Source organism: Pseudactinotalea sp. (assembly GCF_048594945.1).
Lineage (GTDB): Bacteria > Actinomycetota > Actinomycetes > Actinomycetales > Beutenbergiaceae > Pseudactinotalea.
This window is the reverse complement of record NZ_JBMDXJ010000008.1, coordinates 1-6,974: the sequence shown is the minus strand read 5'-3', so window position 1 is coordinate 6,974 and position 6,974 is coordinate 1. Positions and strand designations below refer to the sequence as shown.

Annotated in this window: 11 protein-coding genes; 1 reads left to right on the top strand and 10 read right to left on the bottom strand. The window is 66.5% G+C overall.

All coding sequences use genetic code 11. From position 1 onward, the window contains the following. Positions 1-569, top strand: a 569-nt coding sequence (locus ACOJSN_RS00285; protein WP_420110510.1) for a hypothetical protein, incomplete at its 5' end; no start/stop codon positions are given. Between the two features lie 59 nt (positions 570-628). Here ACOJSN_RS00285 and ACOJSN_RS00280 read toward each other — a convergent pair. The 10 genes from ACOJSN_RS00280 to ACOJSN_RS00235 form a co-directional block, all read right to left on the bottom strand. Next, entirely contained in the window at positions 629-820 is a 192-nt protein-coding gene (locus ACOJSN_RS00280) for a hypothetical protein (RefSeq protein WP_420110509.1), read from the bottom strand. Positions 821-846: 26 nt separating this feature from the next. After that, positions 847-1,116: a hypothetical protein gene (locus ACOJSN_RS00275; protein WP_420110508.1), complete on the bottom strand. Its 270-nt coding sequence runs from the start codon at positions 1,114-1,116 to the stop codon at positions 847-849. A gap of 5 nt (positions 1,117-1,121) precedes the next feature. Then, positions 1,122-1,334, bottom strand: a complete 213-nt coding sequence (locus ACOJSN_RS00270) for a hypothetical protein (protein ID WP_420110507.1) — start codon at positions 1,332-1,334, stop codon at positions 1,122-1,124. A 63-nt stretch (positions 1,335-1,397) separates the two neighbouring features. Continuing rightward, positions 1,398-2,009, bottom strand: a complete 612-nt coding sequence (locus ACOJSN_RS00265; RefSeq protein ID WP_420110506.1) for a hypothetical protein — start codon at positions 2,007-2,009, stop codon at positions 1,398-1,400. Then, positions 1,994-2,650, bottom strand: coding sequence for a hypothetical protein (locus ACOJSN_RS00260; protein ID WP_420110505.1), 657 nt, complete (start codon positions 2,648-2,650; stop codon positions 1,994-1,996). Before ACOJSN_RS00260 ends, ACOJSN_RS00265 begins: the two co-directional genes overlap by 16 nt. 91 nt (positions 2,651-2,741) lie before the next feature. Next, positions 2,742-3,611: a TolB family protein gene (locus tag ACOJSN_RS00255; RefSeq protein ID WP_420110504.1), complete on the bottom strand. Its 870-nt coding sequence runs from the start codon at positions 3,609-3,611 to the stop codon at positions 2,742-2,744. Positions 3,612-3,618: 7 nt separating this feature from the next. After that, the gene (locus ACOJSN_RS00250; protein ID WP_420110503.1) at positions 3,619-4,815 is read right to left on the bottom strand and encodes a mandelate racemase/muconate lactonizing enzyme family protein; all 1,197 of its coding nucleotides are present in this window, start codon (positions 4,813-4,815) and stop codon (positions 3,619-3,621) included. After that, positions 4,812-5,675 carry a carbohydrate ABC transporter permease gene (locus tag ACOJSN_RS00245; protein ID WP_420110502.1) on the bottom strand — a complete coding sequence of 288 codons (864 nt, stop codon included), beginning with the start codon at positions 5,673-5,675 and terminating at the stop codon, positions 4,812-4,814. Before ACOJSN_RS00245 ends, ACOJSN_RS00250 begins: the two co-directional genes overlap by 4 nt. Before the next feature lie 2 nt (positions 5,676-5,677). Then, on the bottom strand, positions 5,678-6,457 hold the full coding sequence (locus ACOJSN_RS00240) for a carbohydrate ABC transporter permease (protein WP_420110511.1): 780 nt from the start codon (positions 6,455-6,457) through the stop codon (positions 5,678-5,680). Between the two features lie 162 nt (positions 6,458-6,619). Continuing rightward, a partial coding sequence (locus ACOJSN_RS00235; RefSeq protein ID WP_420110501.1) for a hypothetical protein occupies positions 6,620-6,974 on the bottom strand: 355 nt, incomplete at its 5' end.

Below are 6,974 nucleotides of genomic sequence, written 5' to 3'. Positions count from 1 at the left end.
CGCGTGACGGTGCTCTACACGCCGCCACTCTGATCGGCGTCCCTGTGGCAACCATCGGCAATGGTGACGGAACGGCGGAGTCTGAGCGGCGCGCGCGGAAGCAGGCCAGGCGGGAGCTCAAGGCCGCGTTCCCCACGCGCTTGAACATCGACGCCGCGCTTCGAGGGCAGCTTCCCGTGTCCCAGCAGATCGCGGACTACATCAACGAACTCGACGCTGAGTTGACTTCGCACGGCACGTTCGAGCCGATGGTCGTCAAGGTCCCGCTCATGCGGTCCACCCTGCCCGACGTGCTCGAGCGAGGCACCCGGGTCTACGAGCCCAGCTATACCGAGGCGTATCGAACTGATGACGACCGCGGGTTTCGCGGGGACGTGCTGGTCCGGTTGGGTGTCACCGACGTCGTGCCTGCCATGATCCGCACTCGACTCAAGGACGCCGAGCTGGTCCTCATCGGGCGTGGCCTGGAATGGGAGATCGACCAGCTCGAACAGCGAGACGGCGTGCTGGCCATCGCGGGGCACGCGATCGCCTGCCGACCGCAACCGGTGTCCGCCGATCCGGCCTGAGGAGAGTGCTGGTGGACTGCTCGGGCCAGACGGGCGCAACGCGAACGGCGTCGGGCAGCTCACTGATTCAGTGCTTGCACCGTCGCGTCGACTGGCCACGCCCGCTCGCCCCGCATGGTGGGGCCGGTGAGGACCTCGCGGAGCTTGGTGAAGTACGCCTTCATGTCGGCGGAGATCTTGACCTTGGCGATGCTGCGCGTGCCGGCCTCGGCGACCTGCTCGTCGACCGCACCCGCGCCGCCGTTCGGCACGACCGGCTTGGACGGCGCCGTTCCCGCTACGCGACTCTGCTCGCGTAGCGCTGTCGCGCTGCTTCGCCGCTGGTTCCGACGAGGTGCCCGATCGCCGCCCAGGACATCCCGGCGGCCCGGGCGAAACGAACCGCTTCCACCAGATGGCGCTCAGCAGTCGACCGCTCCGTGACCGCCTCGCGCAGCAAGTTCACGGCACGTGGATCGAGCTCGTCACCAAGCTGGGGGTCGTATTCCTCGAAGCGGGCAGCCAGCTCATCAGCGTGCGCGAGGATCTCATCGACGGTACGTGGCATGTTCCTCACCTCATGAATCTCTCGCGGGCGCGCATGGCGTGGACGATGACGAGCCCACCGTGGCCCTGGATGTATCCGACTTCAACCAGCAGAGCGGCCGCGGTCGCCCCGACGACCATCGCGAACCCGTCTCCGAGGTCCCATGCCCGAACTGGATTGCGGTAGGCATGGAGGATCTCCTCCTCGCGTAGCCCGTGCTTGAGGGCTGACGCGGCCACGACGGGACTCCCCATCTCATCGCTCCAAGATAACTTGTGGAACGGCGGTGTACAAGAGCTCTCTCAGTCCCACCACAGGTGGAGCACGTAGTGCCCGTCGGCGCCGCTGACCACGTCGATCTCGTCCGGCCCGCTATCGGCGTCGTGGAGGTCGTAGCGGTGGCGGGCGGCGTGCCACTGCTGGCGGTACACGCTGCCCGACATGCACCGGGCGCGGTGGAAGTAGTACTCGCGCCGCAGCTCCAGGTCGAGGTCTGCCACCCAGTCCGGCACGGGACCGAGCGCGACATCTGGGGTGAACGTGAGCAGCTCGGGGTCGTCGATGAGCACACCGCTGAGGCCGAAGTGCTCGTCCGGAATTGCGTCGCCCTTCTGCGCCGGCGAGTTCGCCCGCACCTGCGGATGCTTGATGATGCTCCGCAGGATCGTGCCGACGGTCGGCGAGAAGTTCCAGCGCTCAGACAGCTGTGACTTGGACAGCTGCCCCAGCAGCCGGCGGGCGTCGGCGCGGTCGATGCCGTCGCGTGAGTAGTACGGCCGCTGGGAGTCCCAGCCGGTGAGCATCTGCCAGTCGTCGGCCTGCTCCGGAGTGAGATTGCCACTCCGGAAGGGCTCAGGAGGCGAGAACATGTCGAGGTACGAGCCGTCGCCGTCGCCCATCACCATGCGAACCACACGCCCGAGGTGACGCCGGCGCTATCGGTGAGGATCCGCATCTGCGGGAAGCGGCGCGCCTCGGCGATGCCGTACCGCTGGACCGCGAGGATCCAGGCTTGCCGCGTGACGCCGTGCTGAAGGCACCACTCGCGGGCGTCGAGGTACTCCTGGTACGCCGCTTCCGGGAGCTCGCCGATCCACTCCGGTAGCTCCGCGGGGACCACGTCGGGTGGAAGGTCGAGCAGGGCGGGGTCGTTGATGGTGAGCTCGCGCAGTTGGAGCGCCTCTCCGTGCAGTTCAGGGCTGACCACCGAGCCGCCGCCCAGGATCACGCCCGGATGGTCAACGATCGCCCGCAGCGTGATGCCCGCCGGGGGCGCGTAGCCGCTGAGGTCGAGTTCGAGCGCTCGCTCCGGCAGCGCCTCCAGCAGCAGCGCGGCCGCCTCACTGTCCAGGCCCTCGAAATCGAGGATGCGGAGGTTGCCCTCCTCGAGCCCGGGTGCCGGCTCGTCCTTGATGAACGGCTCGAGGATCTCCGGGATGCGGCCCGCCAGCAGGAACCCGCCACCCGGCCACGGCGGCCGCTCCACTTCCCAGGCGCGGCGCAGCCACCCCGGCTTGGTTCGATCGATCTCGACGGCGTCATGAAGTGTGGCCATGCCACGAGCGTCGCGAGTCGGTCACCTCGCCCGCTACGGGGTCGGAGACATCTGTGGATAAGCGGCGACCCGGGCGAGCCTGTGGATAACGCTACTGGGTCGGATACTCCACAAACGCGAACCGACGGCTGTCGCTGGACCAGCTCGGAACGTTGATGGTGCCTTGCCCACCGTTCATCTCGTGCAGCACCTCGTGCTGACCATCGGGGCGCCACAACCTCAGCTGCACGGGCTTGTCGGCAGGGTGGCCTTCAACTCCGGGCTCGTAGCTGAGGAACACCAGGTGCTCCCCATCCGGAGAGGGGTGCGGGAACCAGTTGACTCGCTCGTCGTCGGTGAGGCGCTGCACGTCGGAGCCGTCGAGTGCCATCGAATAGAGCTGTGCGTGTCCCGGAACGCCCGCCTCTCGCTCGGAGTTGAAGACGATCCGCGTCCCGTCGGGTGTGGGCTCAGCGCCGTCATGGTGTCGACCCGTGGTCGTGAGCCGGCGATTCTGCCTTGCGGTGACGTCCCGTGCGTACACCTCGTATCCCCGGGTCTCGGGGTCCTTGGCAACGAACGTGGCCGTGGTTCCGTCGGGTGTGATGCCGTGCAGGAAGTAGTGCAAGCCGTCCTTGCTCGACTGGGTCAACGGCTCCGTCTGGCCTGTCTCCAGATCGAGCGCCACCAGATCGCCGGCCGCCGTGGAGATGAAGATGCGATGCCCATCGGGGTGCAGCACGTGGTCGTTGTTGGCATCCGTGACATCGCCCGGAACGGGACGCAGCTCAGCGGAATCGAGCGGCAACGCCCACAGCCGCCCATCGCCGTTGAGAACCAGCTCGTCGGGCGTTGAGCGCCAGTTCGGCGCTTCAAGAAGGATCTCGCCGGTCTCGAACACGACCGTTCGTTCGCGTGTGGAGACGTCGAAGAGGCAGACCTGGGAGATCTGGCCAGGTGCGAGTGTGCGCCAGCGGGACATAGTGAGGTCAGCTCCAGTCGAAGAAGTCGGCATCCTCGGGGCGCAGGTACTTCCGCGCCTCGTCGATGTTGAAAGTCACGCCGAGACCGGGCCGCTCCGAGACGGCCGCGAAGCCCTCACGAACAGCGTCGGGCCCGACGCCGTCGACGATTTCGTACCACCACGCATGCTCCGTCAGCGGGTACTCGAACGCCACGAAGTTGGAGGGGAGAGTCGCGCACACCTGCACGAGCGCGGCAAAGCCGAGCACGCCGTCCAGAACCCCATGCGGCGCGATCTGGATGCCATGGAGATCAGCGAACTCGGCCACCCACTTCAGCTCGGCTAGACCGCCCACATCGAGCGGGTCCGGGCCGATGACCCGCACGGCCCCGGTCTCGAGAAGGTGCCGGAAGTTGTGCCGGGAGTAGATCTGTTCGCCGGTATGCGTCGGTACGGTGCTGGATCGCGTCACTTCGAGGTACTGGTCAGCGTGCACCCACGGGGTGTAGTCGCCGGTGAGCAGGTCCTCTGCCCACATGATGTCGAACTCTTCGAGCGCGTTCAGGAGGCGGATCGAGTCAGCCAGGGTGTGGCCCGGCCCCACGTCCAGTGCCAATCCGATGTCAGGGCCGATCTCGCCCCGAATTGCTGCCACGCACTCCACCACATGCCGGAGTCCCTTGTTGGTCAGCGGGCCTCGGTTCGGGTGGCGCGGACCCGGCTGCGGGTCACCCAGCATGAAGCCGGGAACGTTCGTGGACATGAACCCGTGGTAGCCGACGCCCTCTTTGATGATCGTGAATCCTTCAGGGGCGTCGACGGCGAAGCGCGCCGCCCGTGCATAGTCAGCAGGCGTGTGGGCACCCAGGTCGGTGCGCACGCCGCCGTTGTAGACCCGCACGCGGTCGCGCACCTTGCCGCCGAGCAGCTTGTGCACGGGAAGCCCGGTGGCCTTGCCCTGGAGATCCCACAGGGCCACCTCGACCGCACTGACTGCGCTGCCCCAGGGCTTGAAAGCGCCGAGGCGGCGAATCTTGACCATGCATCGTTCGATATCGGTGGGGTCCTCACCGATGAGCTCAGCTGCCACCACCGGGATGGTCATTGCCGCGAACGGGCGCGAGGACTCCATCTGCGCAAATCCGTCCAGCCCGGCATCGGTGACGATGCGCACCACTGGGCTGTTGCCCAACAGGGCACAGGCGATTCTGGTGATCTTCACCCCTTCACCGCCCCTGCAGCCATGCCGCGGATGAAGAACCGCTGCATGAACAGGAACACGATCGTGATGGGAATGGAGATGACGGAGGCGGCCGCCATGGTGGCACCCCAGTCCACGGTGAACTCGTTCGCGAAGTCGGTCAGTGCCACCGGTGCCGTCTTGGCGGCGGCCGAGGTCGTCATCACCGAGGCGAAGAGGAACTCGTTCCAAGACTGAAGGAAGGCGAAGATCGAGACCGAGGCGATACCGGCGGCTGCGACGGGCAACACCACCAGAAGAACCGCTCGTGGGCGTGAGCAGCCATCGATCATGGCCGCCTCCTCGAGCTCGACCGGGACGGCGGTGAACGTCGTCGAGAGCATCCAGGTGACGACCGGAAGGACGAACACGAGCATCGCGATCGATAGCCCAGGCACCGTGTCCAGCAGGTTCATCCTCAGGATCAGCTGGTACACGGGCAGCAGCAGCACCGTGGCCGGGAGCAGTTGTCCGAGTAGTAGCGCGAGGGACAGAGTCCGCGCTCCCCGGAACCGGAAGCGCGACAACGCGTAGCCCGTGCTGAGCCCGAGCACCAGGGTGGCGAGCGTTGCCAACAGGCCGACGAGAAGACTGTTCCCGATCGCTCGGGGCATGTCGGACTCGGTCAGCACCTTCACGTAGTTGGCCAGGGTCGGTTCCTGGGCGAACAGGGTTGCCGGCACAGCGAAGATCTCTGATCCCGGCTTGAAGGAGCTTGTCAGCATCACCAGGAGTGGTAGCAGCGCCAGGGCAGTGAGGGCGATCAGCAGCAGGTAAGCCAGGATCGTCGAGAAGCCGATCTGACGCTGACGGCGGGTCGTCGGAGGAGAGGCGGTCGCCATGGTCAGTCCTTCCGGGTCTGTCGCACGTAGAGCGCTGCGATGGACATGCTGACCACGAGCTGCAGCAGCGCGAATACCGAGACGCTGCTTGCGTTCCCGTTGAGGAATTGGTTGTAGAGCTCGATCGACAGGATCGTTGAGGAGCCCGCGGGTCCTCCCCTGGTGATGACCCAGACCGGAACGAACGAGTTGAGTGCCCAGACCGTGACGATCAAGAGCAGGATGAAGGTCACGTCGCGCAAGGCTGGCAGCACGATGTAGCGGAATGTCTGGATGGCGCTCGCGCCGTCCAGGGAGGCCGCTTCACGTGTCTCGTCGGAGATCGACTGCAGCCCGCTTCCCACCATCAACATGACGAACGGGAAGGTGCACCACACCTGCACGAGGGCAAGGGCCGGCAGCACCAGCACAGGATCGGTCAACCAGGAGATCGGCTCATCGATCAGGCCGACCGAGAGCAGGATGCCGTTGAGGGTGCCGAAGTCTCGACCGAAGACCCACTTCCACGCGGTGGCAGCGGCGACCGTCGGCGTGATCCAGGGAATCAGCAGCATCGCGCGCCACATCCCCTGCAGGCGCACGCCTTTGGTGTTGAGCGCCACGGCAGCGAGATAGCCCACCACCATCGCCCCGACCAAGGAGATCGCGACCCAGATGATCGTGTTGCGAAGCATCGTGCCGAACGCGGGGTTGGCGATGATCCGACCGGCCGCATCGACGCCCTCCCGGGACAGTGCGCCGAGGATCACGGTCACGAGCGGCACGCCCGCGAGCGCGATCATCGCGATCACCGACGGTGATGAGAGTGACCAACCCATCACGCTCGCACGGCGACGGATCCGACGATCGCGAGCCTGCGCCGTCGGGCTGGAGACCGCAGTAGTCATGAAAGAAGCCCTCCTGGTGGGGAGGTCCGGGGCGCGACCGCGCCCCGGACCTGGCCGTCAGTTGGTGGTGAGGACGTTGGCAGCCTGATCGAGGATCGTCTGGTTGGCATCCTCAGCGCTCGCCTGACCGAGCGCGACCGACTGGACAGCGGAGTAGATGGTCGCGGTGAGCTCGGCGTAGCCCGGGTACGCCGGGACGGCGCGACCGTTCTCGTTCTGCTGGCTGATGAACGGCTCGAGCAGCGGGTCCTCGAACTTCGGGTCATCCGCCGCGGACAGGCGTGCCGGGAGCGTCAGGGTCATCGCTGCCTGGTTTTCAGGAGCGTTGAGGAACTCGACGAAGGACTGCACCGCGTCGAGGTTCTCCGTGGTGTTCGGCACGGCATGGGCCCAGCCGTTCGTCGCCACGGTG